Genomic DNA, 26832 nt, shown 5'->3' with positions numbered 1-26832 from the left:
GAGATAATTAAACACTTAGCCTGTTCATTCATCCCAATTACAAACGATGGCTGACACGACAGCGCGTTCCCTGTAATATAGAGAAATAGAAATATACCCTTGGTATTAATTGATAAAGGAGCTTGTCCTATGCCATATATTATATATGATCTTGAATTCACAGTAAGCCGCAATACTCGCTATTCATCTGAAATTATTGATATCGGTGCCGTCAAAGTTACGGAAAGTGCGGATGGATTGGCCGTTACGGATACATTCCATACGTATGTTCGTCCTTCCAACAAATCCGTGCTGTCTACCGACACAATTCAGTTCACAGGCATCACGCAGAAAGATATTGATGCAGCCCCTCTTTTTCCCGCAGCACTGAATCAATTCATCGCCTGGATGGGAAGCGAATCCTATTACATGTGTTCCTGGGGACCCGATGACCGCAGCAAACTGATCTCTCATTGTCGTACGCACCAGCTCGATGTGGCCTGGATTACCAATCATAACGATCTCCAGCAGCAATGGTCCCGGACCGTTCGCAAAGAAGGTAAGTTCCGTCAACTCGGACTCGCGCAGGCTCTTGAAATCTGTGGCATCGAATTCGATGGCACTCAGCACCGCGCATTGGATGATGCCATCAACACAGCCAAGGTGTTCATGCATCAATTTGACCGCTTCACGCTGGAAAACAATTGTGCAGCAGACGATGAGGGCATTGCATCCAAGGTCGTCTATTCGAGCTCCACAGAAGATGAGGAGAAAGAATCACCTTTTGGCAATCTGGCAAGTCTTTTCAAAACCAAAGAATAACCAGCCACAGCTCGGAAATTTTTGGTGTTTTGATATTCGTGTTCTTGCTTCAGATTGCATACGAATCTCAATTTCTATCGTACATTTGTTGCCAACTGTTCAGACGTTCTTTCATCATGATGCGGCAGACCTCAGGTTCGAGGATTTCCGCATCAGGTCCATATTTAGACACCCATGCGAGAATCTCCTCAACATCACTTAAAAAAATGGCTTCAAATAACAGGCTGCCTTCCGGTTCTATGGTTAAAATGGGGCGTATAAAGAATTGCTCCTGCATCACACGCTCCACAGCATGGGGTGAAAATCGAATTTTGAACGCAGTCCACTCCATACTTCCCTCGTATGCCCAAGGAATGTGGGAGTTCGATTGTATGAGAAATTCCTCTTTGCGAAACGTGCGTGGCAATATCCGTATCCTCTGTAGCCGACTCACCTGAAATATTCGCATTTTCTCCGACATGTGGCAATACGCTAACAGCTCAAATCTGTAATCACGAGGGATAAGACAGTAAGGATCTAAGCGTACGATCCCTTTTTTACCTTGAGACAGATATTCCCCTTCAATGGTGTTCTGTGAAATGCCGGCCTGAAGCAAGGTAATTAGGGAATGATTCTGGGGATCGTTTCTCTCATTTTGCCATATAGGCAATCCCAGTTTAAACAAGCTATTAATTTGCTCCGACCGTTCCACTCGTTCTGTTTTGTTTTTCTGACTCGCAGCAACCACTTTCTCATAAGCGCTCTCAAAAGCAGGTTTCAGCAAAGGACGAATATTCTCCATAACTTCAGCAAGATGCATGAAAGCTTGAGCTTCTTCATCAGACCAATTTAGCGGATACATGGCAAAATGGCTGATAAACATGTACCCTTGCCCGTGTCCCATATTGGCGATCGGGATATGCATTGCACTGAGGGCCTCCATGTCGCGGTATATCGTCCTTTCCGTCGTCTCGCACCGCTCAGCAAGCTCACGTGCCAGAATGCCCGGCTTGGCCTGTACCAGCGTTATAATGCGCATTAATCGGATTAGTCGGTCTGTCATTTTGCCGGACCCTCCACGATGTTGTTTCAATAAATTTGATACAACTCCATCCATTGTTTAATATGATATTGATACATACATTCGACCTTCTCCTAAACTTCACCTTCAAATATGTAGACTCTCTCTATACCGTTACCATCTGAAATCAACCCTATTCCCCTAGTATCTTTTTTTCACGGTCATGATATCCGGTTGTAAACGTGATCCCATAGTGATAACGCAGCTTTTCAACGATCTCGGCTTCCGCGTAATAGTCCAAATCCTGCTTCCGCGCAGCTTCGATTAACAGCGCATCTGCATGACGACGCAACATATTACTTCCCTCTTGAACCCGGCCTCTTTCATAAGCGCGCAGGGCTTGTTTGATCAGGGGCACGGTTTCACTTAATTTGATCGTCTTCTCCACCTTGGGATCTTCCGGCTGGCGCAACATGCCCAGATGACTGGTGTACTGAATATACAACTGTTCTCTGCGTAACAATACGCGTTGACTTTGCTTCAACTTTCTTGTGCTCCAATAGGCTGAACATACGGCAGCTTTTCCTGATACACGGGGTCCCATGACGAATTCAAGCAAAATTTGTTTGCTTTCCCCCTTGTACATATCGCCAAGCCTTAGTAACCAGCCAATATCCGTTTCTTTGGAACGACATCCATAAATGCCTTTTAGCTGTACTCCAAATTCCGGTTTGAGCAAAAGTTCCAAATCTCTTGATACAATTTTGGGTGCTATTTTCCTAAGTCTTTTGGCAGGGGCGCCGTTACGCCACTCAACCATCATATATACGGGGTCGGCTCCCCCTGTCGGTATGGCCTCTTTATTCCACGAATAAGATACTTCAAAGACTGAGTTCACTGGTAGTCTCTCCCCCGATTTATATGTATTATCTTCTAAGTTATCAGGGTGAATGGACACTATATTGTCACGGAACACATGTTCGCATTAAATTTTTCCAATATATTAGTTTTACATCCCTAAATCCGTCTCAATACGACAATAAACGACGAAAAAGCCTGGCGCTATGCCAAGCTTTTCAATCACTTATCTATGACAAGTCCCAAATTAAACAGTAGGATGATCGTTTCCCATTTTGTGTAAATATTGTGCGCTATCTGCTTCGGTTACCGGAGCATAGGTGACACTGTCAATGACCAGCTTACGTCCCACTGGCTCTCCGTTAACAGTGATCATAATGGTTTTGGTTGATGTGTTCTGATCTGCTGTATACATATGTTTCTACTCCTTCATGTTCACGATCTTATATTCAATCGGATATATTGGTATCGTTCATTAAATTGCGTATTTGTGAATAGCATGCACCCGGAACTGAAGTAAAAGATCTGTTAATACGGTCCGGTGTGCTTGCCTATCGTACTATTACCCCACAATTTTATAAGTTAAACAGCTCTTACGACAAATAATTTTAAATATTTCGGGTAATAAACGATATCATCTTGAACCCATCGTCCCGCTTTTGGCGTATAATGTAAGAGCCGTATTTCAACAATAGACGACGAATTCAGCGATTGACATATCTAACCGAAGAAAGAGGTGTTAACGATGCCAAAATCCACTCAGGGTTATTTCATTCGGGTGTTACTCACCACATGCATTCTATTTACCGTTTCAATAGCATCCACAGTAAGTGCAGCCAGTGCCAATATTTTTACTGATATATATAGCGGATGGGAGCGAGTCTCCGAACTGCCCGGAGAAGTGAACGCTCTGCAGGAAAGTTACAAGCAAACGATGGAGCAACTAAATCAAACGTCTGCCCAACTGGGACAAGCCCAGGCCAATGTCGAAGCATTCAAGACCCAGAACGAACAACTGCTGGCTCAGAACCAGAAACTTACTGAAATGGTAAGTAAACTGCAGGATGACCAGAATGCCAAAGCGGCTGCCAGCAAACGAATTCAGACGATGATTATCACTGTCGTTTCACTCATATTGGGTTACTTTATTCTGATTCGTGTGATGCGTTGGGGAATGCGTCGCCGTTCGGGCCGAGTATAAAAGAACAGGAGCAACTGCATGAACATACACCTGAACAATGCTGAAGCAGGCGGAGCTGGACAAGTTGTTACGTTCTCACTGATTCAAGATGACCGCCTTCATATTTTGCATCCGCAGCAGATTGTGGCCTTCCGCGGTCCGAGTGGTAGCCGCAATGATAAATTCATGAATATCACGGGCATATATCGCAAAAAAAAGCTGATTAAATCCGAAATCACCGGACCTTGCCAATTTGTGGCCGCCCTGCCTCCCGGATTCACCATGAAGGAAGTGGAGCTCACGGAGGATAGTGATCTGCTCTATGACTTCCGCCACCTGTTCTTCTACTCTGATGGTGTAACCATGCATACCAAAATTCTGAAAATCAAAAACATGCTGATCACCCGCGATGCAGTGAAAATGAAATTTTCCGGCAAAGGAAAAATCGGATTGCTCACCCAGGGTCAGGTCTGCCAGCAGGAACTACACCCAACTGCCCCGCTATATGTGGATGCTGGTAGCATAATTGCCTATCCCGAAAATGCACATCTGGAACTCACGGTATATGGTAACAACCTTGCCAGTCAGCATATGAATTATCATTGGAAGATGACAGGACATGGCTCGGTACTCTTCCAAGCTGGGCGGGAGAATCATCGACTGGAACAGGATCTCAACGATGAGGGATTGTTCAAACGAATCCTGAAAGAAGTTATTCCATTCGGCAATGTACTGATCAAATAAGCTGTTATAGGATGAAGTCACCCGATTAGCTGCCACTATGCTCCAGTGGGGTGGTCACCACGCGGTTTCATGTTATAATGGATCAGACAATTGAAGAAGAAAATCCATGCCTGTGGCATGGGAGAGGTTCGCGAACTCCCTCTATAAGACTTGACCATGCGATGGTCAGTATAAGTCTTGCGTACACGTTAGCAATCACAATGCAATCATGTACGTAAAAAACTAAGGACACTTACTCATGGCGGCTTTTTTGAAGCGGTTATTGAGAAGGTGTGTTTTTTGATGGATGTTAGTTCATGAACTTCTCTGTTCTTCCGACACTCTATGCCTACGTGCATGGTTTGATCTCAAGAAGATGGAGAGTTTTTTTTATGTTGAACGAAGAAAAAGCAGTCGTTGTATTTAGCGGCGGTCAGGACAGTACAACTTGTCTATTCTGGGCCAAACAACAGTTTGCCGAAGTCGAGGTCGTTACGTTCGATTATGGTCAGCGCCACAAGCTGGAGATTGAATGTGCAGCAGAGATTGCTCGCGATCTGGGCGTACAACAAACGGTTCTGGATATGAGCCTGTTAAACCAGCTTGCACCCAATGCGCTCACTCGCACGGATGTAGAAATTACCCATGAAGAAGGCGAACTGCCGAGCACATTTGTAGATGGACGGAACCTGCTGTTCCTCAGTTTTGCAGCCATTATGGCAAAGCAAAAAGGAGCACGTCACCTGGTTACAGGTGTATGCGAGACGGATTTCAGCGGATACCCGGATTGCCGGGATTCATTTGTGAAGTCGATGAATGTGACGCTTAACCTGTCGATGGACTATCCATTTGTCATTCATACGCCGCTCATGTGGCTGGACAAAGCCCAAACGTGGAAGATGGCGGATGACCTCGGTGCCTTTGATTATGTACGCGAGCGTACCCTGACCTGTTATAACGGTGTGATTGGCGATGGGTGCGGAGAATGTCCTGCCTGCAAACTGCGCAAAGCCGGACTGGATCGCTATGTGCAGCAGCGTACTGCTGCTGAATCTGCGGGAGTGGATGTGCGATGAGAGAGCCTGGAACATTCCGTATTGTTGAGCGATTGCAGCGAATTGACGAGGACATCCTGCCTACACAACTGAGATATCATCGCAAGCGTGTACTGGTCAGCAAAGAATTTACCTTTGACGCGGCACATCATCTGCATTGTTACGAAGGTAAGTGCAAGAACCTGCACGGTCATACGTATAAAGTTATTTTTGGCATCAGCGGTTATCCGGGTGAAACCGGGCTGACGGTTGATTTTGGACATATCAAAGATATTTGGAAAACTCAGATTGAGGGGTATTTGGATCATCAGTACCTTAACGAGACGCTTCCTTTAATGAATACAACGGCGGAAAATATGGTTGTTTGGCTGTTCGAACAGATGGAACATGCGTTGCAAACGGAGCCCTATGCCGGGCTGACAGACGGTGGGCGGACAGAGTTTGTCCGACTCTTCGAGACACCAACCAGTTACGCTGAGGCGAGACGGGAGTGGATGATCGATGAGTAGTGTTGTAGAACAGAGACAGTCGCGCGAACGCAACCAAGAGGCTCGTATCCCTGTGATGGAGATTTTTGGTCCGACGGTTCAAGGCGAAGGCATGGTGATCGGTCAAAAAACGATGTTTGTCCGCACCGCGGGCTGCGATTATCGCTGCTCCTGGTGCGACTCGGCCTTTACCTGGGACGGCAGTGGCAAGGACCAGATTCGGATGATTACGCCGGAGGACGTATGGGAAGAATTGCGCCGCGTTGGCGGCACGCGTTTCTCCCATGTCACCATCTCCGGCGGTAACCCCGCCCTGCTCGCTTCGCTGGGCGGATTGGTTGCCCTGCTGCGGGAGAACGGCATCCGCACCGCGGTGGAGACGCAGGGCTCCCGCTGGCAACCTTGGCTGGCGGACATTGACGAAGTCACCGTCTCGCCCAAGCCACCTAGCTCCGGCATGGACACCGATTGGGCCGTGCTGGATGATCTGATCGAACGGCTCGCCGCTGTCCCGGTGGAACGAAGTCATAGTCTGAAGATCGTGATCTTCGATGAGACAGACTTGGACTATGCCCGCCGTGTGCATGCACGGTATCCGGGCACGGATTTATTTTTACAAACCGGTAACCCGGATGTGACTTCCGCCGATACGCCAGATCTGGCGTCCTCGTTGCTTGCCCGTTATGAGTGGCTGATTGACCAAGTCAGTGCTGCCGATGACCTGAACAATGTTCGTGTGCTTCCACAGCTTCATACGTTGGTATGGGGCAACAAACGAGGCGTCTAATGGGCAGTATGGTTGAGACAATAAGAGAGTTAAACAGGCAGAATTGCCTATTCATATATACCGCGAGGCTTCGGGCTTTGACGGAAACAAGGAGCGTTTACGAACCGATGAGACAACCTGATGAAATGCAAGATGTGACGTTGCTGGGCAACCAGAACGTAAAATATACGTTTGAATATGATCCGGGAATCCTGGAGAACTTTGATAACAAACATCCGTACCGTGATTATTTTGTAAAATTCAACTGCCCGGAGTTCACTAGCCTTTGCCCGATTACGGGTCAGCCGGACTTTGCAACGATCTATATCAGCTACATTCCGGATGTGAAAATGGTGGAGAGCAAATCACTCAAGCTGTACTTGTTCAGCTTCCGCAACCATGGTGATTTCCACGAGGATTGTGTGAATATCATCATGAACGATCTGATCAAGCTGATGGACCCGCGCTACATCGAAGTATGGGGCAAATTTACACCGCGTGGCGGCATTTCCATTGACCCTTATACAAACTATGGTAAGCCGGGAACGAAGTACGAACAGATGGCCGACCACCGTATGATGAATCATGATATGTATCCGGAGACGATTGATAATCGTTAAATAAATCATAGAATGCACAGCAGCCGAACTCTTCAATTCTGAAGAAGTTCGGTTTTTTAGTATAAACTTGTATGAACCCACGTTTGGCAGAAGCATAAGGTGATAAGGATTTCATCTCCATCCCTCCTATATCCTTCTCATGCGTAAATATGGGTCTTCTTACAGTGGACGTTACGTTCATTTGTAAATGTGAAATTGGATATTCTGATCTATTTCCGCGATTATATTACTTCGGTTACTTCAGCTGAATACTGTCTACTGTGACAAACGATGTAATGAACTAAAATCAAATTTTTCTCTCAACGTTTTCTCTTGTTCCCCTTGTCGGTCCAATCAATCTATCCTATTATGTAACAATATGCTTACACGCATAGATTACAACATCAGGCGCTGATCCCTCGTGACCGCGACCAAAGGAGAATTGTACATGTCTACGCAATCCACATTAACCAAGGACGCCGCCGCGCGTTCGAAAGCCCCACCCGGATCGGATGCCCAAAGCACCGTTTACCGGATACTCATTGCCATCAGTCTGGTTCATCTATTCAATGATTCGATCCAGTCGGTCATTCCAGCCATTTTTCCGATTCTAAAAGATTCCATGCATCTCACGTATACTCAGATCGGATGGATTTCCTTTGCTATCAACTTTACCGCATCCATTATGCAGCCTGTCGTAGGCTGGTTTGCAGATAAAAAACCGACGCCTTCCATTCTGCCCATCGGTATGGGTTTTACGTTTACCGGCATGTTGCTGCTGGCCTTTGCTGACAGTTATATGGCTGTCCTGATCTCCGTTATCTTTGTCGGTCTGGGTTCGGCTGCTTTCCATCCAGAAGGTTCACGGGTATCACATATGGCTGCTGGTCAGCGCCGTGGGCTGGCACAATCCATCTTCCAAGTCGGTGGTAACGCTGGTCAATCCCTGGCTCCATTGCTTACACGTTGGATCTTTATCCCGTTTGGTCTGTTCGGAGCTATTGGATTTACAGGCATTGCTGCCATGGGAATTGCAGTTCAAATCTACATAGCCCGTTGGTATGGACGCATGCTGCAATCGGGAGGATACCTGCGTAGACAGGCTGCTGCCCGTCGTGCACCCAATCCAGCTTTGCGCAAGAAGATTACTGCAGCCATTACGATATTAATCTTGCTCGTCTTTGTTCGTTCCTGGTATATCGCTTCCATCGGCAGCTTCTATGCGTTTAATCTGAAAGATACTTTTGGATTGTCCACAGAGGACGCGCAAATCTATATCTTCTTGTTCCTGGCTGCCGGAGCACTTGGTACGTTCTTCGGAGGCCCACTGGCGGATCGATTCGGCAAACGCAACCTGATCTTCCTGTCCATGGCGGGAGCTGCTCCACTGGCGTTATTGTTGCCCTATGCGAATCTGTTCTGGACAGGTGTACTGCTAACCATTATTGGTTTTATCATGCTATCCAGCTTCTCGGTTACAGTAGTCTATGCACAGATGCTGATTCCAGGCAAAATCGGAACGGTCTCTGGCCTGATCACTGGTCTGGCATTTGGTATGGGGGGGCTGGGCGCACTTGTACTGGGCAACTGGATTGATGTCTTCGGCGTATCACCAGTAATGCAGATGTGCAGCTTCCTGCCACTGCTCGGGATCTTCACGTTCCTGCTTCCATCCGATAAATTACTGAATATCTGGGCGAAAGAAAATGGTAGTGAAGAGTAACCTACATTTGCAGCCTGAATAATTGAACCATAAAAAAAGGGGTTCCCACCGACTCTGTATTTTCAGACCGGCAGGAACCCTTTTTTTATATTTGTTTTCTCGTATTTAGCTTTAAGCGCTCAATTCAACGTCACACATAACAACGCTGCTACCTTGAGCTGTGATCAGAATATTTCCTCCATTGTGTACACTGCGGGATGTTCAACACTCTCGTAATTATTGCGATCCAAAAGATCATAGAAACCCTGTTTGTTTAGTTTGTAAAATTCATCTCTTTCATTTAAGTTCTTCCGTACATTATTTCAAACGCTGAAGGATCAGCCGTTTTTTGTACAGCATTTTACCTGCTTCGGCTACATCCCGAATTGTATTTTTGTTGCTGACTGAACCAAACACCATGCCGGCAATCGGGATGAGTTGGAACAGTTTCTTCCAGCCAAAGGATTCACTGTAGGAGTTAAAAACTTCTCGCCAGCCCTGCATCTGCGATACCACTTCAATGGGCTTGTCCGGATCATCGTAAGCTGCGAGTTCTTCAATAATCGCTTTCTTGCCTACAATATCAGCGGAAGAGAATTGCAGACATTTGACAATAAAGATACGCTCCAGCGGTTCATCCGGATCATACCCGTAACATAGTGCCATCTCCTGCAGAACCTTCAGAGAAAGCCCCATCACCATCGGAATATCTGCTGCAATGGTTACAATGCCACCAAACCCTGTAGCTGCTCCCTGAGCCGCGGCAAACTTCGTTCGACTCTCGGTAATGTTATCAGCCACCTGGTCCAGCACCTGAAGTGGCAGATTCTCTACACTATGAATCTTGGCTGTGCCCTCAGCTTCTGCTTCCTGCTCCAGACGATCGGTCGTATTTATCATGGAATAACCGGACTTCTCAGCTTCCTCTTGCAGCAATTTGGCTACTTTTTTCTTCTGTACGAGAAATTTGCCCCCATTCTGCACATACTGACCGACGTCGTTCAGGGAATCTCCGATCTTCTGTTTTAGCGCTTTAGGCATCACTTTATCCAACATCGCAAAGGGCAAACGCCCGATTTTATCCCAAATAAACAAGTCCTTCTGTTGTTTCTCCCATTTCAGAATCTGTTCGAGTTCCTGGTCCAATGTTTCGCGTGAATCCATATATGATCCTCCTAATAGGTTCTGTATCGCATATCTGTATCTTTCTCATACGCAGAAATCATCGTTGTGGTTGCTTTGTTTTATATCCAAGACATCGATACTTGACCACTCTTCCTTATCGTTCACATACGGAAGAGCCCTTAATCAGCATCACTCGCTAACTAAGGGCTCTCGTATTTATGGTTTCACTACCTCTTATTTTGCTTCTGCTACTGCTTTTCCATCTGGAACCGGAACACCGAAATCAGGTGTGCCATCTTCACGCCAGCGAATCACTTGAGCACGGGCGTGACGGTTCGGATCATACAAGGGATCGCCCTCGATATCTTTGTAATTACGCGCATGATAAATCAGAATATCGGTCTTGCCATCCGGTGACACCGTAAAGCTGTTATGGCCCGGACCGTATTGGCCGTTCGCTTCACAAGTCTGGAATACCGGCTTGGGTGATTTCACCCAGCTAGCCGGATCAAGCAAGTCGGCATTTTCATCTGCGGTGAGCAGACCCATACAATAGTTGTAATCGGTCGCGCTGGCCGAGTAGCCGATAAACAACCGCCCATTCCGATGCATCACGGCTGCTCCTTCATTGACCTTAAAGCCGATGATCTCCCAATCATACTCTGGCGTAGAGATCATGACCTGTTCGCCGCGTAGCGTCCATGGGTTTTCCATTTCGGAAATGTACAGGTTCGAGTTGCCCACAATATCGGGATCTTTCTGTGCCCAGACCAGATAGCGGATTCCCTTATGTTCAAAGGTCGTTGCATCCAGCGCGAATGATTCCCACCGGGTGTAAATCTGTCCTTTCTCTACCCACTCTCCTTCGAGTGGATTCGCAGAATCGTTCTCCAGAACATACATCCGATGATCGAACAGGCCTTCTTTGGTCTCACTGGTGTGAGCAGCAGCGTAGTGTATATACCATTTGCCATCGATAAAGTGAATCTCCGGTGCCCAGATGTTGGCACTCATCGGCCCTGTGTCACGCTTCGTCCAAGCCGTTACCGGCTCCGCATTTCTCAACTCTTCCAAAGTCTTTGCTCGCCGGATCTCAATCCGGTCAAAAGCTGGTACGGATGCGGAGAAGTAATAGTAACCGTCCGTATGACGGTACACCCACGGATCAGCACGCTGCTCCAGAATGGGATTAGTAAAGGTAATGGAATCAGTCATGGGAATGCTCCCCTTTCAAATGTATGTGATGGCTCGGAGTTAGGGATGTAACGCATACGTGAAAAGAAAAGGCAAGACATGGTGCACAGCGGACGTTCGGGGGTGGCAGGGCCTTGGTGCTCTCTTGTCCTCCGATTTCTTTTATCACCGCCCCTGGCGGTTGAAATCGGATGCCAAACTCGCTCCTGCGGCCCCTTCCTCCCCCTCACTGCTTGTGCACCTTGGCGCAGCAGCTCGCTCTTTTCGCGCTCGCTGGGTTACAACCTCACTTCGAGCCTTTTTGGTGGCTCGGTCTTATGGGGTTGACCGCTTCGCAGGGTCAACTCTCCCCATGTAATGCAGGACTCGACGCAAACTTAGGCCAGCATAAATGCATCTTGAGTGTCTAAAGGCAGCAATACCTTGGCGTTATCGCACCTTAACAGGACAGCTTTGTGGTGCACCGCGGACGTTCGGGGGTGGCAGTGCCTTGGCGCTCTCTTGTCCTCCGATTCCCTTTTCCCACCGCTTCTGGCGGTTGAAATCGGATGCCAAACTCGCTCCTGCAGCTCCTTCCTCCCCCTCACTGCTTGTGCACCTTGGCTCAGCAGCTCGGCTCTTTTCGCGCTCGCTGCTCGCTCCCTTACTCCTCAGCTTCGCTAATTTGCTTGCCCCAGATCGCGATACCGCGGTCATTAAGGCCTGTCACTACGAGCGCAGACTGGCTTCGCTCCCAGTCCCAGGACGGGAGCAGCTTCAGCTCTTCTGTGGAAGCTCCGCCCCATGGACTTTCTTTCCACTTCAGTGTCAATGTTTGTTTACCATCAAACGTCCAGGTTCCTGAACCGTTTTCGCTTTGAATTTTACCGTTGCCCGTTAGGGTATATGGCACGGCCTGAATCTGCCCGTCCACGGACGGATCAAGCGCCATGCCTTCCCACTCCCCGGCAATCATGGACTTCGGAATGTCCTGTGCAGTCTCACCGGCGTAACGCTCCGGTGAAACAACAGGCCAGCCGTCCTTGGTCCATAACATTTTGCGTACATGAAGATACGGCCAGTGTTTATCCGTCTCGCCCCTTGCATGATGCACGATGTAATAATCGTCTCCGTCCTTCAGAACGGAGTTATGTCCGGGCGCAACCCAGCCCTCGCCTTCTGTGAAGCGATAACCGCCGAGAATTTTGGTGCCGATCTCATATTGCGGCAGATGCTCCGTATCCAGCATGTTATTGCCGTTTATGTCCGTGTAAGGTCCTGTGATCGAATCAGCACGCGCAACCCGCACGTTATAGTCCTCAAATAAGGAGTCATATGAGACGAACAGGTAATACTTTTTGAACTCCGGGTTATACACAATGTATGGACCTTCGACTGCACCTTCTTCGGTAGCACGATCCCGAGCGGCAATGCGGGTACCATAACCCTCGTCCTTGAATTTCCCGGTGTCCGGATCGAGTGGCGCAATATAGATCCCGTCAAAAAACGAACCGTATACCATCCACGAATTGCCCTCGGCATCCACAATGGGATTGGCATCAATCGCATTCAGTTTGTCTTGTTCATTTGCGGAGGTTTGCACAACCAGCCCTTCGTCTGTCCAAGGGCCTTCGGGTGATGACGATGTCTGTAGACCAATGGCCGACTGGGTACTGCCAAAAGTAGAAGCCGAATAATACATCCGATAGGTATCGCCAGCCTGGATCACATCGGGTGCCCATAGATTAAGAGCACCTGTCCAGTCCAACGCTTCTTTTGGGATACCCGGCAGAGCCTGGCCCACCCATGTCCAGTGGATCAGATCATCGGATTTACGTACCATGACGCCAGGTTTGGGCTCTCCCGCTACGCGAACGTCCGTGGAATACACGTAGTAACCCTGGTCTGTTTTGATAATCGCCGGATCATGTGCATTGTTAACCGTCCAGCGAGATTCATCGTCCAGAATAGAATTGTCGTACAGTACCGTATCTTGGGGAGCATCCGGAAATACGGGACGTGAATTCGCATCTCCTCCCCCGTCTCCTGAGCAACCCGTAGCCCCGATAAGCAGTAACAGCATGGAAGCAACCACCCCTCTCTTCGAAAATGTCCACCCTCGGAAGTTATTCCGCTGATTCATCCCTTCACTCCCGAAATGGCAACCGATTCAATAATCTGTTTCTGGAAGATCAGGAAGATGATTAATACCGGTAACAGAGCCACAATCGACGCTGCCATAATAAGTGGATAATCCGTCTGGATTGCATAGGTGGCATTGAAGTTCGCTATAACCAGCTGCAACGTCTGCTTCTCCGGTGAATTCAGATAGATAATCGGTGCGAGATAATCGTTCCAGATCCCCATGAACCACAGAATTAACTGTGCAGCAACGGCAGGTTTAATCAACGGGAATGTGATACTGGAATAGAGCCGGAAATAGGAACTTCCATCAATTTTGGCTGCTTCAATAATGGCATCAGGCACACTAAGCAGATATTGCCGGAGGAAGAAGATCATAATCACATTACCGAACAACCCCGGTACAATAAGCGGCAATAATGTATCTGTCCAGCCAAGCTTTGAGAACATCATGAATTGTGGAATCATGACTGTTGGATATGGAATCATCATGGAAGCTAGCAAAGCAAGAAACAGTTTGTTTTTATGTGGAAACCTCAATTTGGCAAAAGCAAACGCAGCGATACTGGATGTAAACGTACCCACGATCGTTACACTCACCGCGACAATAAGGCTGTTTTTGATCCCGCTTAGCAGCGGGCCTGCTTCCCAGATTTCCTTATACTTATCAAATTGGAACACTTCAGGTATCCACACAGGTGGAAGGGCGAATACATCCTGCTTCTCCTTCACTGAAGTGGATAGCATCCAGATCAGTGGTGCAATCATCGCAATAGCACCAATTGCCAATACGATAAAAATGATTGTGTTTGTTAATTTTCTCTTTTGACTGTAAGACATCTCCGATTCACTCCTTTCCTTGACAATTAATCCCCATCATAGGCTGATTTTTCGTTCATTTTGAATTGCACCAAAGTAATGACAAAAATGAAAATACCGAGAATCATTGCCATCGCTGAGGCATAACCCATTTGCAGGTTACTAAATGCTTTCTGCCAGATGTAGAAGACAACTGATGCAGATGAATATTCAGGGCCACCCGTAGGCGTCATAATGTTCATTTCGGTGAAGATTTGGGAACCACCAATAATATTCGTAACGACGAGGAAAAAGGTAACTGGCTTCACCATCGGCCAAGTGATGTTGCGGAAGATCTGGAACGCATTCGCACCATCCAGCTCAGCTGCCTCGTAATATGTACGTGATACACTTTGCAGTGCAGCCAAGTACAATAACATGGTGTATCCAAGACCTTTCCAAACCGTCATAATAATCAGAGCCGGTTTAACCGTATCTTTGTTTGCTAACCAGTTAGGACCTTCAATACCAAACAGATCAAGGAACTGGTTAACTAATCCGTAATCCCCGTTGTAAGCCCAGTTCCACATGATGGACACGGCCGCGAGGGAAGAAATGACCGGAATATAATAGATCACACGGAACGTTGTTGTGCCGGGAATTTTACGATTCAAGCCCATCGCGAGCAGTAATGCCAGCAACAAACCAACCGGGATCCCGAGCATCAGATAAAAGGTGTTGAACATGGCTTTGTAAAACAGATCATCCGTGAGCAAATCCTTAAAATTGGCTAAGCCGATAAAGTTCATTTGTCCCAAGCCATCCCAATCCGTAAACGAACCGTACAACGAATATAAGAAAGGGAACATAACAAAGATCAGCAAACCAAGAACCGGAGGCAAAATAAATAAATATCCGTACAGCCTCTCTTTTCGATACAAGCTAGACTTTGTAATCACTGCGCTCACCCCTGTTTCTAATATCAGCATGTTGCATACATCGATCGACGGAACTGCTTGATTGATCAATTCATGTAACATACCCGTATGGAATCCAAAATGATGCCAGCAGCTTAATGCTGGCTGCTGGCATCGCTGTTTATCACTGAATCTACAACTCTTATCTATCTTGCGTAGGCTACTTATTTCTCGTGCCTACCTCTACTTAATCATTCCGCTAACTTATTTCTGCGTTTTCTTCTCTTGCTCTAGCGCTTTGTCTAACATCTTTTGCATTTTGGGCTGTTGTTGTTTCACATAATCTGCAGCTGTAATCTTGCCATCAAGCACTGGCTGAATGTCTGTAAAGAACAGGTCATACCACTCTGCGTTATACGTGTAGTTGCCTGGCAAAGAACGCCCGTAATCCTCTACGATATCAATGAATTCCTGCTTGTTGGCCGGTTTCGTGGATGTATCTTTGGCCCACTCGTCTGCCATGTCAAGCAGATTCGGAATCTGTACTTTGGCATCTACCAGTTGCTGCATACTTTCTTTCGAAGCGGTTAAGTAGTTCACCAATGCTGCCGCTTCTTCCGGATGTTTCGATTTCGCAGATACCCCGATTCCCAGTGAACCAATCCACGTAGCCGACTTGCCAGTCGATCCCGCAGGGAAAGGTAGCAAATCATACTCGAAAGGCAATGTCTCGAATGTACTCATATCCCAAGGACCTACAGGGAAGAAAGCCATTTCACCTTTCATCCAGCGTTGATACGTATCGAGTGTTTGTGCTTCCTCAATAGAAGGTGTGATCTTGTATTTAAGCTGCATATCAGCGAAAAATTGTAGCGCTTCTGCAAATTTCGGATCATCAATTGTCACCTTCGTTTTGCTATCATCCAGCCAGTCTGCACCATTGCTCCATACGAAGGATTGAAGAGCCCAATTGACGTTGAATCCTGTACCGAAAATATCCGGTTTGCCGTCTCCGTTAATATCCTTTGTTACTTGCTGATTCACTTTAATGAACTCATCCCATGTATATGGTTTATCAGTATCAGGCAGTGGAATGCCCTCTTTTTCAAACAAAGTCTTGTTGTATCCCAGTGCAAATGGCCCCAGATCCTTCGGCATGCCGTAAAGATCACCTTGTCCTGCCATCTTGCCGTCATAACGGTATAGATTCCACGCCATACTTCCAGATGTTATTCAAATCTACATCCGCATTATTTTCAATGTAAGGTGTAAGATTCAATAGAACATTGCTGTTCACATAGGCTTTAATATCGCCGGGATTAAAATAAAATACGTCAGGCAAGCTGTTGCCTGTAATTGCCGCTCTAAGCTTGGTTGCATATTGGTCCGCGGCCGTTACAATGATTTTGACTTTCACACCCGGGTGCTCTTCTTCGAATTTCTTAACCACCTTCTCGTACGCTTTCTGCTCATCTGTGCCCCCGCGGAACATAAATGTTAACTCCTTGTCCCCACTTGCACCGCTGCTTCCTCCTCCGCAGCCCGCAAGTACCAGTGCACTTACCAGCATAAGAAGCATAAACGTGACCCAACTCTTTTTCTTGATCATCTGAACCCCTCCTGATCTGGATTGTAAACGTATTCAACTGATAAAATATAATTTCTGTTGTTAAATTTATCAAATCCAGATCACTTTAGTCAATACTTTTCTAAAACATTTTATATTTATCTAAAATAAATCAATACATCGGCCAGCCGTTGGCGTCCCACCGCAAGTCATTGATCAACAATTTCGGGTCGCCGTCATTCTCTGCATCATAGGCATGGCGTGCAATTACATTGCCATACACATCCTGGCCACCTGGTCCTTTCCATCTGTCATTGCCTGTGTCCAATATAGTTCCGCCGCCATTCAGCATGTTTACTCCGTTTTTGTCCACATAAGGACCTGTAATGCTGGTCGAACGTCCATAGACCATTTTGTAGTTGCTGTTTACCCCTTGGCAGCAGGAATCGATTGAAGCAAAGAGGTAATAGTATCCGCCGCGATATGTAATACTCGGCCCTTCAATGGCACCTTTGTTATTCGGACGGTCAGCAATGGATGTTATACCCCCCGTCGGTTTCATCGTTTTTTTGTCCAACTTGACAATCTTCAGACCACTCCAGTAAGAACCGAAGGCCAGCCATGGATTGCCCGAGGCATCAATGACCAGATTTGGATCAATGGCATTATAGTTATTGGCGGATGTGGTCTGAAGCACCAGTCCTTCGTCTTTCCACTGCCCCGCACCAATGCTGTCTGCAGAGGCGAGTCCGATCGCGGACCTGTTGGAATGAAAGGTTGAGATTGAATAATAGAGCCACACTTTTCCGTTATACCGCTCTACATCCGGTGCCCATACATCCAATTCTTCTCGATCCGGAACAGCAGAATTCCACCAGGATGGCTCGTTTTGGAAGATCTGTGGAACACGATACCAGGACGTACCATTATCCGATTTCAATACCTGAATCCCCGGGCCGGTTGAGAAGGTATACCAGGAATTTCCTTCCTTGATGATCGTTGGATCATGAACATCAATATCCCCGGTCAAATTCCAGAACGCTGCAAGAGCCCGTGACTGACCTGACAGCAACAAAAATACGATGAGCAATGCTGATAATGCCCAACGTTTACTTTTGAACCTCTCTACGTTGTACAACTTGTCCAAACCGAATTCCACCTTTCCTAATCAAATAGTTAATTTGGTTCATGATGTATTGAATCATTTTATGTATAATAGGATTATAAAAGCGGTTACATAACAATTCAATGGTATATTTTAAATATAGGTGAACTGATTAGCATTTATTTTAATCGGAATAGTGAACAAAGTATAGGTTGTATTTGCATTTTTTCCGTTATATACAAGGGTTTTGACTTCAATCTCGGCCCTTCCCTTCCATCATATAATGATTTATAATTATCTGAAATAAAACATATAAATGTGCAAATGTCTGTTTCGAAGAGACTTTGTTCAGAACGGGGAAAGGAAATCCACCTATGATTTATATTAAAGATCTGATGTCGGGTGTGAATATCTTCAAAGCGCTCAGTTCGGAAATCCGGATTCAGATCATTGAGCTGCTGGCCAAGAACCAAAGTCTTAATCTCAATGATCTTGCAACCAAACTCGGACTCAGCAATGGTGCCATCACGATGCATATCAAGAAGCTCGAAGAAAGCGGATTGATCGAGATCAACACCGCTGTTGGCAAACATGGAATTCAGAAAATATGTTATCTCAATGAGGAAAAATTGATGGTTGATCTGCGTTCACAGGAGATCAACAATCGTTACGAAGTGGAGATTCAGGTAGGGCATTACAGCGATTATCAGGCTGCACCTACATGTGGTCTCGCTACCCGAGACAGTATTGTTGGAGAATTCGATGATCCGCGTTACTTTGCTGATCCACTCCGAATTGATGCGGAGATGATCTGGCTGGCTGAAGGTTATCTGGAGTATCGGATTCCCAACTATCTCAAGCCTAATCAGTCGTTTAGCGAAATTCAGTTGTCGATGGAACTGGGTTCGGAGGCGCCTGGCTTTTGTGACAATTACCCTTCGGATATTTATTTCTATGTCAATGGTATTGAGATTGGCTGCTGGACGAGTCCGGGGGATTTTGGCAATACACGCGGTACCTTCAACCCGGAATGGTGGCCTCCCCATCTGAATCAGTACGGCATGCTGAAGCTGATCCGAATCACGCAGGAAGGCAGCTATATTGATGGGTGTCGTATCTCGGATGTAACACTTGACCAGATTGGTTTGGATTACAAAAGCGATATTCACTTCCGCATTGCCGTTACCGACGGACCTTTGAACAAACGTGGCTTAACGATCTTCGGCAAAAACTTTGGCAATTACGGACAGAATCTGCTCGCCCGCGTTCTCTATAACGTACAGGAGGAATAGAGCCCACTCTGACTCAATGCCCGAAATAAAAGCTCAGCAGGACTGCAAAGATCTAAGATACCTGTTCTTCTACACAACACAACAATAATGTGCCTTGTAGAGAGTGCGATCCAGCACTCTTTTTTTGTTTTTTCATCCGATCCATACCTTGTTCAATCAGGACTGTAGTCATCCATCTTGTTCACTATGTCGTGATATAATAATGGCCTGGAATGACAATATGAAATAACGGGCGGGGATAGCTTTTGAAATTGGAGCGATTAATCTCAATCATATATAAACTGCTGAACCACGAAGTGTTGTCTGCTTCCACTCTGGCGAAAGAGTTTCAGGTGTCCCCAAGAACGATCTATCGGGATATTGATGTGATCTGCGCAGCCGGCTTTCCGGTTGTCTCCCATCAGGGACTTAAAGGCGGATATGGCATGATGGACGGATATAAAATGGATAAGAGCCTGCTCGGTTCTTATGATGTTGATGCCCTGATTACGGTCCTTAGCAGTCTATCGACGGTATTCGAAGATGCACGTGCACAGGGAACCATTGAACGTCTGCAGACGATTGGACCCAAGCATCAGAATCCAAGTCTATCGGTGGATTTGGAGACTCGCCGAACAGAGCCTGATGCGCTTCCTCATCTCCGTACAGGGATTATGAAGCATCAAGTTGTGCGTTTTGACTACATCAATACGAAAAATGAACATATAACCCGCCATCTGGAACCGGTAAGACTTCATTTTAAATATCGTAATTGGTACGTGTATGGATTTTGCCAGACACGACAGGATTATCGGGAGTTTCGACTATCCCGGATGATGAATGTGAGCCTGACCTCCAATACTTTTCAACCACATCTTGAGCTTCCTCAAGAGACTGTGGTATCAGATCCTTCATGGCAAGATCAGATCAGTGATGTTATATTTCGGGTGAAACCGGAAGCGCTCGCGGAAGCTATGGATCATTTTCAACAGGCGGATAAGCAATTTCACGAGGATGGAAGTATGACGATGCGTATTCAGGTCCATCAGCCGTTGCAAGCCAAATGGTTATGGTCGTTTCTGCTTAGCTTGGGCAGCGGCGCCGAGGTGCTTGAACCGATTGAATTACGTGGCATCCTGAAAGAACAACTTCGTAACGCGCTTAACCCCTATGAAGAAGTATGACACGCTGTTGTCATACTTCTTTTTTTATAATGATCTCAGTAAGTAACCAAATCCCTCGCCAAATTAAAGGAGACGATCATTAATGAATCATCCGGAGCAAATGTATAACTACCACACGTGGGCCACTCAAACCATCCTGAGCAGAATCAAGGAACTGCCCTCTTCCGTACTGAGTCAGGAAGTGAATAGTTCGTTTCCAACCATCGCTCATGCCCTCAGCCATATCTATGCCGTGGATAAGATGTGGTATCTGGTGTTAACTGGCACCGGTATGCCCGAGGCACTGCAAGCATGCATACCTCTCAATAGTGAGATTAACGGTTCAATAGATGAGTACATCCAATGTTTTGCCGACTTGTCGGTACAATACAAGGAATGGCTCCAAGGCCAGACTGATCTGGAAAAAACCGTTCTGCTCGATAATCCATTTGCGGGAGTCCGCGAAACCAGCTTATCGGAAATGGTATTCCATCTGGTAAATCACGGGACCTACCACCGAGGCAACGTGTCTACTATGCTCCGTCAGTTGGGGCATGCTTCCATCATGAACGACTATTCTCTCTTCTGGTATCAAGAACTGGCTCAAGTATAGACAACGATTCGATGGAAAATGCACATTGTATCCCCGTGACATCGAGAGAAGAATTGAGAAATTGGTTGCAGCAGCACGGAAAAGTCCAGAAATCTTGCTGGGTCATTGTAAGCATGAAACCAACCCCTGATACACTACTGTACTTGGACGTGGTTGAGGAGTCCCTATGCTTCGGCTGGATCGATGGGATCAAAAAGAAAATATCCGAGACCCAATTAGCACAGAGATTATCTCCTCGAAGCAAACGTAGTTCATGGACTGAATTGAACAAGGAACGTGTCCGTCGACTTGAAAAGTTGGGCTTTATGCATGACGAAGGTAGAAAGGTTCTTCCTGTTATGGACCCGAATGCTTTCACCATCGATGGCGTGATCGAACAAAGACTGAAAGAGGACCAGCAGGTTTATGCGAACCTCATGGCCTTCCCTGCCCTGTATCAAAAGGTTCGGATCGATACGATCCAAAGTGTGAAACAGCAGCCCGCATTATTTCAGAGCAGATTAGACAAATTCATAACCAACACGAAAGAAAATAAAATGTACGGTCAGTGGCATGACCACGGACGGCTTCTGGATTATTAAAGTGTCCCTGAGACAGCAAACAGGACTTCCCTTTTGAGGAGGCCCTGTTTTGATGTTTCTCATGTTAATGATTCTGCCTGTATGTTTTGGGAGACTGGCCAAAAGCTTTCTTGAACTGACGGGTGAAATAATTACTGTCGTTAAACCCGCATTCATACGAAATTTCCGTAATGGACAGGTTCCTGTTTTTCAACAGATGACAAGCCTTTTCCAGACGCAACTTCTGCAAATAAGAGATCGGAGTCATCTGATAATAGGATCGAAAAATCCGATTCAGATGCCTAATCGAAATATTTGACTTCCCCGCAATGTCCTCCAGCGACAATGGCTCCAGATAATGATCTTCAATATATGAAATGGCATTCGCCAAATGCATCAGATTGTTGCCCTCGATCCCCTTTTCCTGCGTATCATATTGCCTCGATAAATATACAACCATCTCCGTAAGACGTGAGATCAACATCGTCTGATACCCTTGCTGTTTACTATGATATTCCTCAATCATGAACGATATCAGTGATTCTACATACTCCAGACTTGCAATGGATAACGCCAGTTTACTGGGAAATGAGTGGGTATGACGATAAAACGGTTCCAAAACAAACAGCGCCTGAAAGCCATTTGATTTCCTCAGATCAGGCCCAGCCGAAGCAAGCATCTCGGGACTGAACATAACGTTACAGATCCTAAAGTCATGAGGGTCTTTATACGCATGATGGGTGTCGCCATTGATCACAAATACGTTCCCTTTTTTAATGAAAAATTCCTCGGTGTTCACCACATGCGTTGCATGACCATTCAGGACAATCACAAGTTCGGTAAAATCCATATGATTATGAAGCTCCATGTCCTCAACATGTCCACCGTACTGAATAAAAAACGGATATTGTTGATGATCTGAAGTAAACCATCTCAAATATGCATTACTCAAAAGCATTCCCCTCCACGAACATTGTTGGGTTGAATGTCTATATCATGCTATTCCAAGACCGAAAAATCAAGGTGCAATATACTTGAAAGCGTTATAATTCGCCTTGTAGCAGGGAATTTCAATGTGTCCAGATTCGTACTAAACTCTCTCAATGAATAGGAGTATAACATGATGAAATATACCAATCCGGTGATTCCGGGTTTTTATCCAGATCCAAGTATCTGCCGTGTAGATGAAGACTATTACCTGGTGACTAGTACATTTGAATATTTCCCGGGTGTACCGCTCTTTCACAGCAAAGACCTCGTGAACTGGCGACAGATCGGTCATGTCCTTACTACCCCAGAACAACTTCCTCTAGCGAATGCAGGCAGCTCGGGCGGTATTTATGCTCCAACACTCAGATATCATGATGGCTGGTTCTATATGACAACAACCAATGTAAGCGGCGGCGGAAATCTCTATGTACGCAGCACCCAACCCGAGGGACCGTGGTCTGATTCGATCTTTGTAGATCAGAACGGTATAGACCCTTCATTTCTATTCGACGATGACGGTCGTGTGTATTTTCAGACTGCCCGTAATGGCGATGAAGGCGAGGGCATCTACCAATGTGAGATAGATATCTCGACGGGGACCAGATTGACGGAAAGCCGATTGATTTGGACCGGAACCGGAGGAGCAGCCCCTGAAGCTCCCCACCTGTACAAAATAAACGACTTCTACTATTTGATGATCGCCGAAGGCGGAACCGAGTATGGTCATATGGAGACCATTGCTCGAAGCATAGATCCATACGGACCATTTGATCCGTGTCCTCATAATCCGATCCTGTCCAATCGAAGCATGAAATCCAGTATCCATGCAACAGGTCATGCAGACCTTATCCAGATCCCCGATGGAAGCTGGTGGGCCGTATGTCTTGGCCTTCGTCCAGCAGGCTACCCCATGCGGCACCATCTGGGGCGAGAAACCTTCCTGGCACCTGTCACTTGGACGGATGACGGTTGGCCGATGATCGGGGTGGACGGACATATTGAGCCGGAGATGACCGGACCTTCGTTACCTGAGCACCCTTGGTCACCTCAGGCTATCCGGGATCATTTTGACGAACCAACATTGCACATGAACTGGATCTTCTTGCGGAACCCGGCTCCGGATAGTTGGACGCTCACAGAAAATCCCGGGCAACTCATCCTGCGGGGTCATCCAGTTTCGCTCGATGATGGAAGAAATCCAGCCTTTGTCGGGCGTCGCTTAAGCCATTTCTTATGCAACATGGCGGCCGGGCTGCATTATGAGCCAAGTGCGAGTGGCGGTGAAGCTGGATTAACTGTATTTATGAATGATAAATATCATTATGATTTGGCTGTAACACAGATCGACGGTCAGAAGAAAATCATCCTGCGGCGAACGGTCGGCTCTCTACGAACAGAACAGATTCTTGACTGTGAGCAGGGTTCGGTTGTTTTACAGATCAAGGCCGACCGTAATCACTTTACGTTCCTCTACCAGCAAGGCTCATCCGATGCCATCGAAGTAGGTTCAGGTGAAACCCATCTGTTATCTACTGAAGTAGCCAGTGGTTTCACGGGTGTCATTATAGCCATGTATGCATACGATCCATCGGGGGAACGTACCCCTGCAAGTTTCGATTGGTTCGACTATGAACCTCTGAAAGAATAATCGTTTTAACTCCAAAATTTAATATTTGCTTGACTATAATTATCCCCTTAAAGTAGATACTCTTTGAAAAGCCTTATGTGGTAGCATAAGGAAATGAGTAAACTTCGAGGGGATTTTGCTATCGTCATATCTTTCTTGCTTTATTAGAGAAGTTCTCCTAGTATTTTTAGTAGGTACACCCCGTATCTCGCATCATGGCAATAGCTTTACTGTCCATATGAGAGCGCCATCGCTGCAGCACTAAAGAAAAATGGGAGGTTGCAGATATGAAATGGAATCACTTCAAGTCCAAGCTTCTGCTTAAGTACACACTATCCTATATCTCCATTTTCCTTATACCTCTTGTTATTTTAACCATCATTATTTACCACAATGCTGTGGACACGCTCCGTTCAGAGATTGAACAGACCAATGTCAACCAGCTCACTCAAGCCAAAACTGTCATTGATGATCGTATGAAGGAATTACAGGACATCGCGTTTCGTATCGCCTACGATGAGCAGTTAACGCGGTATTGGACCCACCATCCGTACTATAGCCGAGAATCGATTGGAGCATTGGTCAAATATAAAGCCACCAGTTCCATTATCGATGAGCTGTTCCTCTTCTTCCGTGGAGATGACAGCATCTACTCTTCTCAAGGTTCTGAGCATCTGGATGTATTCACGGGCCGCTACAAATTTAATACATGGAACGAAACAGAAATGATCCGGGATCTGAATAACGTGCAGTTCCCTACGATACGACCGGCGGAGCAAGTCGTTCAAGGAACCAAAATACCCAATTCCATGCTGGCTTACCTTGTACCGATTGCACCTAACAATACGCCCGCTCACGGAACCGTCATGTACCTGATTCATGAATCTAATCTGACCGGCTTGATTGATTCCATCCTCAGCGACTATCACGGGATGACTTACATTTTCGATAATTACGGGCAAGTTCTGGCAGCCAATTACAAGGGAGAGATCATTTCCGAACAGGAAGTCAGTGCTCTGTCTGCACTTGAACCTGGAACGCACAGCATCTCCTTAAATCAAGAACCACATTCGGTTGTATCCGTTAAATCAGACGCTGGCTGGACTTATGTAACCGCTATGCCTAGCAATCAATTTTTTAGCCGAATCGTTCATATTCGTACCTTTATTATTCTTGTTTTCTCCTTCATGGTGGTGATGGGCACTTTCCTTGCCATTATGTTGGCCCGGAGACAATACCACCCCATTTCAGATCTAATGGAGTTCATTCGGTTGAAGAATGATCCTGATACATCCTCAACGACCAACGAGCTGGAATGGATCAAGAAAACACTGCACGATTATAGTCAGCGCGTAGATCTTCAGGAGCCCTATGCCCGCAATCATATTTTGCTTATGTTGCTAAAACACGGCCATACCGGAGATTTCCCCTCTGAGTTTACGGACAAGCTCGGCATACGCTTCAACCGATCCCATTATTTTGTCATGATCATGGGCTGGGAAATGCATGCTTTTCCGATCAGTGATAACGATAACGCTGAGCAAAGAACTATAATGCAGCTGATGAACGATGTGGGACTGTCAGAGTTATCTGCTTATGCTTACGGCGTGGAGCTTCCACAGGCAGACCAATTGGCTCTCATCGTCGGGTTTAATGCCGAGATCGGGCATAAAGGGAGTCTGAACAACCGTATGGAGCCTATCGTTGAAAAACTGCAAGGGATGGTGACGGAGCACACCGGCGTCGCGCCCGCAATCGGGATAGGTAATCGATACAGTTATCCGGAGCAACTGAATCAGTCCTACATCGAGGCATCGACCGCTCTGGAAGCATCGATGCTGCATGGACAGGGCAGCAGTACATACTTTAACGCCCTTTCCGGTTCCAGTGCACAGGATTCTTCCTTCTGGGTCCCTAAAGATGTACTGCTCAAGCTGGTTCAGAGCTTAAAACAGGGTAGCTATGATGTGGCTGTTCAGATGGTGTCGACCGCGTTAAACAACCTGAAAACCGAAATGCCTTCCGTACCACTGCTGCGTTGCATCTGCTTTGATATTCTGAATACCATGCTTAAAACCGCCTCGGAACTCGGGATTCATCATGTCGTTAACCAACTCCCGAGAATTACATCCTATGACTCGCTGGAGGATTTGGAGAAGAAACTGACTGGGCTTGCCGCAGAGATCTGCGCCCATGTCGAGGCGAAGAGTGAGACGGAAGAAAGTTCCCTGATGGATGAAATCGTTGCTTATATCGATGCCAATTTCTCGGATTATGACCTCAGCCTGGGTACGATCTCATCTAAATTCAGCATCTCTTCATCGTATTTCAGTCGTTCCTTCAAAGAAAAGATTGGCATGAATTTCACCCAATACATTTGGCATAAACGGATGGATGAGGTCATTCGGCTGCTGCTGCATACAACTGATCCGTTAAAAGATATCATCACACGCGTCGGTTACCTGGATACACCGAACTTCATCCGCAAATTCAAGAAAGAAACGGGCTACACACCCGGACAGTATCGTAAAATGCACCGGCCTAACGATTCCGCCGATTCCCCGGATGATGATGACGAGGAATGTATTGGATAAAGGATTACTTTTCAT

Annotated in this window: 24 protein-coding genes and 1 pseudogene; 14 read left to right on the top strand and 11 right to left on the bottom strand. The window is 46.5% G+C overall.

Going from position 1 to position 26832, the window contains the following annotated elements; genetic code table 11:
• The first annotated feature begins 129 nt into the window (after window positions 1-129).
• The gene (locus M1D71_RS05660) at window positions 130-801 is read left to right on the top strand and encodes an exonuclease domain-containing protein (RefSeq protein ID WP_458125626.1); all 672 of its coding nucleotides are present in this window, start codon (window positions 130-132) and stop codon (window positions 799-801) included.
• A 67-nt stretch (window positions 802-868) separates the two neighbouring features.
• Here the strand turns inward: M1D71_RS05660 and M1D71_RS05655 are convergent, their stop codons facing one another.
• The 3 genes from M1D71_RS05655 to M1D71_RS05645 all read right to left on the bottom strand — a co-directional run bounded on the left by M1D71_RS05655 (window position 869) and on the right by M1D71_RS05645 (window position 3074).
• Entirely contained in the window at window positions 869-1843 is a 975-nt protein-coding gene (locus M1D71_RS05655; protein ID WP_458125625.1) for a helix-turn-helix transcriptional regulator, read from the bottom strand.
• A 151-nt stretch (window positions 1844-1994) separates the two neighbouring features.
• Window positions 1995-2699, bottom strand: a complete 705-nt coding sequence (locus tag M1D71_RS05650) for a hypothetical protein (protein ID WP_458125624.1) — start codon at window positions 2697-2699, stop codon at window positions 1995-1997.
• Window positions 2700-2906: 207 nt separating this feature from the next.
• Window positions 2907-3074, bottom strand: a complete 168-nt coding sequence (locus M1D71_RS05645) for a hypothetical protein (RefSeq protein ID WP_458125623.1) — start codon at window positions 3072-3074, stop codon at window positions 2907-2909.
• 330 nt (window positions 3075-3404) lie between these two features.
• On the opposite strand from M1D71_RS05645, the gene M1D71_RS05640 reads away from it, so the two are divergent.
• The 7 genes from M1D71_RS05640 to M1D71_RS05610 all read left to right on the top strand — a co-directional run bounded on the left by M1D71_RS05640 (window position 3405) and on the right by M1D71_RS05610 (window position 9193).
• On the top strand, window positions 3405-3860 hold the full coding sequence (locus tag M1D71_RS05640; RefSeq protein WP_458125622.1) for a hypothetical protein: 456 nt from the start codon (window positions 3405-3407) through the stop codon (window positions 3858-3860).
• 18 nt (window positions 3861-3878) lie between these two features.
• Window positions 3879-4583 (top strand): AIM24 family protein, encoded by a 705-nt coding sequence (locus M1D71_RS05635; RefSeq protein WP_458125621.1) that lies wholly within the window; start codon window positions 3879-3881, stop codon window positions 4581-4583.
• Window positions 4584-4957: 374 nt separating this feature from the next.
• Window positions 4958-5638 (top strand): 7-cyano-7-deazaguanine synthase QueC, encoded by a 681-nt coding sequence (queC, locus tag M1D71_RS05630; RefSeq protein WP_062835912.1) that lies wholly within the window; start codon window positions 4958-4960, stop codon window positions 5636-5638.
• Window positions 5635-6126 carry a 6-carboxytetrahydropterin synthase QueD gene (gene queD / locus M1D71_RS05625; RefSeq protein WP_440117089.1) on the top strand — a complete coding sequence of 164 codons (492 nt, stop codon included), beginning with the start codon at window positions 5635-5637 and terminating at the stop codon, window positions 6124-6126. The genes queC and queD overlap by 4 nt, the downstream gene beginning before the upstream one ends.
• The gene (gene queE / locus M1D71_RS05620; RefSeq protein WP_458125620.1) at window positions 6119-6892 is read left to right on the top strand and encodes a 7-carboxy-7-deazaguanine synthase QueE; all 774 of its coding nucleotides are present in this window, start codon (window positions 6119-6121) and stop codon (window positions 6890-6892) included. The genes queD and queE overlap by 8 nt, the downstream gene beginning before the upstream one ends.
• A 107-nt stretch (window positions 6893-6999) precedes the next feature.
• A complete protein-coding gene (gene queF / locus M1D71_RS05615; protein WP_036668798.1) occupies window positions 7000-7491 on the top strand; it encodes a preQ(1) synthase in 492 nt (163 codons plus the stop codon).
• A 427-nt stretch (window positions 7492-7918) separates the two neighbouring features.
• Window positions 7919-9193, top strand: coding sequence for an MFS transporter (locus M1D71_RS05610; RefSeq protein ID WP_124117101.1), 1275 nt, complete (start codon window positions 7919-7921; stop codon window positions 9191-9193).
• 297 nt (window positions 9194-9490) lie between these two features.
• Here M1D71_RS05610 and M1D71_RS05605 read toward each other — a convergent pair whose 3' ends face one another.
• From M1D71_RS05605 to M1D71_RS05575, 7 genes and pseudogenes are all read right to left on the bottom strand, one after another.
• Complete coding sequence (locus M1D71_RS05605) at window positions 9491-10336, bottom strand: EcsC family protein (RefSeq protein ID WP_458125619.1); 846 nt, start codon at window positions 10334-10336, stop codon at window positions 9491-9493.
• A 195-nt stretch (window positions 10337-10531) separates the two neighbouring features.
• Complete coding sequence (locus M1D71_RS05600) at window positions 10532-11512, bottom strand: glycoside hydrolase family 43 protein (protein WP_458125618.1); 981 nt, start codon at window positions 11510-11512, stop codon at window positions 10532-10534.
• 622 nt (window positions 11513-12134) lie between these two features.
• Window positions 12135-13613 (bottom strand): family 43 glycosylhydrolase, encoded by a 1479-nt coding sequence (locus tag M1D71_RS05595; protein WP_458125617.1) that lies wholly within the window; start codon window positions 13611-13613, stop codon window positions 12135-12137.
• On the bottom strand, window positions 13610-14452 hold the full coding sequence (locus M1D71_RS05590) for a carbohydrate ABC transporter permease (protein ID WP_458125616.1): 843 nt from the start codon (window positions 14450-14452) through the stop codon (window positions 13610-13612). The genes M1D71_RS05595 and M1D71_RS05590 overlap by 4 nt, the downstream gene beginning before the upstream one ends.
• Window positions 14453-14478: 26 nt before the next feature.
• Window positions 14479-15369: a carbohydrate ABC transporter permease gene (locus M1D71_RS05585; protein WP_458125615.1), complete on the bottom strand. Its 891-nt coding sequence runs from the start codon at window positions 15367-15369 to the stop codon at window positions 14479-14481.
• 222 nt (window positions 15370-15591) lie between these two features.
• A pseudogene (locus M1D71_RS05580) lies at window positions 15592-16936 on the bottom strand (ABC transporter substrate-binding protein).
• 130 nt (window positions 16937-17066) lie between these two features.
• On the bottom strand, window positions 17067-18041 hold the full coding sequence (locus tag M1D71_RS05575) for a glycoside hydrolase family 43 protein (protein WP_458125614.1): 975 nt from the start codon (window positions 18039-18041) through the stop codon (window positions 17067-17069).
• A 332-nt stretch (window positions 18042-18373) separates the two neighbouring features.
• Here M1D71_RS05575 and M1D71_RS05570 point away from each other — a divergent pair, with 332 nt between their 5' ends.
• The 4 genes from M1D71_RS05570 (at window position 18374) to M1D71_RS05555 (ending at window position 21627) form a co-directional block, all read left to right on the top strand.
• Complete coding sequence (locus M1D71_RS05570; RefSeq protein ID WP_017690213.1) at window positions 18374-19291, top strand: ArsR/SmtB family transcription factor; 918 nt, start codon at window positions 18374-18376, stop codon at window positions 19289-19291.
• Between the two features lie 245 nt (window positions 19292-19536).
• Window positions 19537-20454 carry a helix-turn-helix transcriptional regulator gene (locus M1D71_RS05565; protein WP_458125613.1) on the top strand — a complete coding sequence of 306 codons (918 nt, stop codon included), beginning with the start codon at window positions 19537-19539 and terminating at the stop codon, window positions 20452-20454.
• 82 nt (window positions 20455-20536) lie between these two features.
• Window positions 20537-21046, top strand: a complete 510-nt coding sequence (locus M1D71_RS05560; protein WP_458125612.1) for a DinB family protein — start codon at window positions 20537-20539, stop codon at window positions 21044-21046.
• Between the two features lie 11 nt (window positions 21047-21057).
• Window positions 21058-21627, top strand: coding sequence for a YdeI/OmpD-associated family protein (locus M1D71_RS05555; RefSeq protein WP_458125611.1), 570 nt, complete (start codon window positions 21058-21060; stop codon window positions 21625-21627).
• Between the two features lie 64 nt (window positions 21628-21691).
• Here M1D71_RS05555 and M1D71_RS05550 read toward each other — a convergent pair whose 3' ends face one another.
• A complete protein-coding gene (locus tag M1D71_RS05550) occupies window positions 21692-22564 on the bottom strand; it encodes a helix-turn-helix domain-containing protein (protein WP_458125610.1) in 873 nt (290 codons plus the stop codon).
• Between the two features lie 165 nt (window positions 22565-22729).
• Between M1D71_RS05550 and M1D71_RS05545 the strand changes: the two genes are divergently transcribed.
• Window positions 22730-24244, top strand: coding sequence for a glycoside hydrolase family 43 protein (locus tag M1D71_RS05545; RefSeq protein WP_458127177.1), 1515 nt, complete (start codon window positions 22730-22732; stop codon window positions 24242-24244).
• A gap of 266 nt (window positions 24245-24510) precedes the next feature.
• On the top strand, window positions 24511-26817 hold the full coding sequence (locus M1D71_RS05540; protein ID WP_458125609.1) for a helix-turn-helix domain-containing protein: 2307 nt from the start codon (window positions 24511-24513) through the stop codon (window positions 26815-26817).
• Window positions 26818-26832: the final 15 nt, after the last annotated feature.

The sequence above is a fragment of the Paenibacillus sp. Z3-2 genome, assembly GCF_054161325.1.
This window is presented reverse-complemented; position numbering and strand designations above follow the sequence as displayed.